Raw genomic sequence first — 2,553 nt, forward strand, 5'->3', positions numbered from 1 at the left:
AAGCCCGCTTGTCAGCGCAATACGCACCGCATCCCTGCTCATTTGTCCTGATTGTGCCCATCGTTCATCTCCTTTGCTGCACATTACGTGGTCAAAGGAGCGGCACCAAACCGTGACAGGTCCACCATGCCGCCAAGCGGGGATCTTCGAGCGGCAAGGTCTCCACCTCGACCGTGGCACACTCGGCAACTGGACGGGGCGCGCCTTTCGGGGCTTACGCGGCCCCACTGGGGCCACGGTCCCCTCAAGTCCACCTGATGCCTGTCATCGACCACATGAAGGCTCATCTGCGCGGCGCCGACCGGATCTTTGTCGACGAGACCCGCGCGCCGGTGCTCGATCCGGGCGCTGATACCGTCTTTGCTCTACCGATTTCGACGGCACAATGAAACGCAAATCAATTTCCCTGATCAGTAAGCCCTACTCCTGGAGGCATGAAACGCACCTGATAGGCATCGTCTTGAAGAGACAGAGGAATTGAAAGTAGAGGGCAGATTGGGCTGCACCCGAGCATGTGCGCGCACAGATGATTGAAGATGGTCCAACACCCGCCTGTAAACCCTGCAGAGGCATACCCGGTTCAGAACGGAGATCATTGCGCCGGTTCATAGGACGATGACGGTTTTGAGCGACACGACCGGAACAGTATGCCCCGGTTCTGCATATCTATTGGCCACCAACTCGCTTGACTGAGTGATGTCCCTTGTGGGCATCCAACCACCGCGCTAGATACCGCATTGTTGCCCGTCTGGCGGAATTGGCAGACGCACTTGGTTTAGGTCCAAGCGCCGCAAGGCGTGGGGGTTCAAGTCCCTCGACGGGCACCATCGGACCATAAAAACGCCCGAAGAAATCATCCCCCGGGCGCTTCCGTTCAGCTTGAGTTTCGGAAATATTAGTGGTGATGCTCGGGCATCTCCTTGAGGCTGTCCTTGGTCCAGGTGGTGACCGCGTGAACCTCGCCCGCCTCGTTGCGCATCAGATCAAGCTGCTGCGCGGCGACCGAAACCGACTTGGCCCCGATGCCTAGAAATCCGCCGACCTCGATCACGACCTGAGCGCCTGCGCCGGTGCCGTGAATGTGCGAGATGGTTCCGACCTTCTCGTCACCGGGCCCGTAGACGGCAGCGCCGGATAGCACGGCTTCGGTGTATTCCGAGGCGTCCAGACGCGGGTGATTTGCATGGTCCATGATGGTCTCCTCCGTTTCTGTTCACTAAACGAACGTGGCGGTCGTGGATACGTTCCATCAACTTTGGTCAACCCCGGCGCGAAGGCGGGGTTGCATTATGTGCGAGCGTGTCTCTTGGCGGATCAAGTTTGCTTTGGTCTTGGCATTCAAAGTGGCCGGGTAGAGCTGCCCAAGACTGCGAAATAACTGCCACACTGGCCATGGGGTGCGTTATTGATAACCGATGAGGCCCTCGTCCAAGTGCTGGCCCTACGAGCCATAACGCCAGTTCGACGCCTGATCAGCCGGACTTCCGGGCAGTATGGTCATCAAGCCCACCATATTGACCAACTGAGCGAAGGGCCGTGTTTGGTCATTTGTGAGCGTGGAGGCCCGTAAGGGACTGGGTTGCCCGCTACCTTTTCTACGCTGCTGGAGAGTGGTATGGGCGGCAAGCTGTCCGGCCCTTCCGGCGATGAGCCGGATGTCTCAGCTCAAGGTATCGTTACATCCATGTCGACGGGCTTTCCCGCGGCTAAGGTCAGTGAGAGTGATCGAAATCACTGATAATGATGCAGCCATCGGCGCCGTGGATTTCACCAATGAAGTCGAATTTCAATCCTTGGCCTTCATGGTCGGCCACGGCTCAGATGGTTCTATGATCCGGGCGGATGCAGGCGGTCGCCGACGATGGCCACCTGAAGGAGCTCTGTGATACTCACAGGCATCTGTCGAACGTTGCCTGCCCCCAAGGCGGAACGCGAGTTTTCCGGTGACCAGCGTCAACGTGTTATCGGAGTTGGTCAATGACGTTGCCAAGCGCTAACCCTCGTTCCTGAGAGGTGGTTCGGTTTATCTGAACAGGTTCCGGGCGTTTTCCAAGTGGTTTTCCGCCTCGTTTATGCCGCTGCCGCCTCCGGCATGGGCTGGTTGAAGTAGGCCTGATCGGGGGTTTTTCCGTCAATTGATGAGTGTGGGCGTCGGCTGTTATAGAAGGCGAGGTATCTTCCAATGCCGGCCCGAGCTTCGGACGCGCTGGCATAGGCCCGCAGGTAGACCTCCTCGTATTTGATGGTCCGCCAGAGGCGCTCGACGAAGACGTTGTCGCGCCAGGCGCCCCTGCCATCCATGCTGATCTTGATCTCGCGGGCGGCCAGCACCTTGATGAAGTCAGTGGACATGAACTGGCTGCCCTGATCCGTGTTTAAGATCTCGGGTGTGCCATGACGTGGCCTGCAGCCGGTTTCGTGGACAGCACGTTAAGCTAGGCCGTGTTGACAAAAGGGATTCACAACGCGGTTCGGGCATGATTCAAGCTGGTATCTGCGATCGAGACCAGCTTGGCACGAGACCTGATGTCGGACGAGGAATGGGCGTTCTTT

General features: G+C 58.2%; 3 protein-coding genes, 1 tRNA gene and 1 pseudogene. 3 read left to right on the forward strand and 2 right to left on the reverse strand.

All coding sequences use genetic code 11. From position 1 onward, the window contains the following. Positions 1-257: 257 nt before the first annotated feature. Together FA740_RS20545 and FA740_RS19240 are read left to right on the forward strand one after the other, a co-directional pair. Positions 258-389, forward strand: coding sequence for an IS66 family transposase (locus FA740_RS20545; RefSeq protein WP_420873161.1), 132 nt, complete (start codon positions 258-260; stop codon positions 387-389). A 353-nt stretch (positions 390-742) separates the two neighbouring features. Beyond that, positions 743-827, forward strand: a tRNA-Leu gene (locus tag FA740_RS19240). A gap of 68 nt (positions 828-895) precedes the next feature. On the opposite strand, the gene FA740_RS19245 is transcribed toward FA740_RS19240, so the two are convergent. Continuing rightward, complete coding sequence (locus FA740_RS19245) at positions 896-1,192, reverse strand: PRC-barrel domain containing protein (RefSeq protein ID WP_136858403.1); 297 nt, start codon at positions 1,190-1,192, stop codon at positions 896-898. Between the two features lie 529 nt (positions 1,193-1,721). Here FA740_RS19245 and FA740_RS19855 point away from each other — a divergent pair. Further along, positions 1,722-1,886 carry a hypothetical protein gene (locus FA740_RS19855; protein WP_169306391.1) on the forward strand — a complete coding sequence of 55 codons (165 nt, stop codon included), beginning with the start codon at positions 1,722-1,724 and terminating at the stop codon, positions 1,884-1,886. A gap of 184 nt (positions 1,887-2,070) precedes the next feature. On the opposite strand, the pseudogene FA740_RS19250 reads toward FA740_RS19855, so the two are convergent. Continuing rightward, positions 2,071-2,400, reverse strand: a pseudogene (locus tag FA740_RS19250) (transposase); the annotation flags it as partial. Between the last annotated feature and the right edge of the window lie 153 nt (positions 2,401-2,553).

The organism is Paracoccus hibiscisoli (assembly GCF_005048265.1).
Lineage (GTDB): Bacteria > Pseudomonadota > Alphaproteobacteria > Rhodobacterales > Rhodobacteraceae > Paracoccus > Paracoccus hibiscisoli.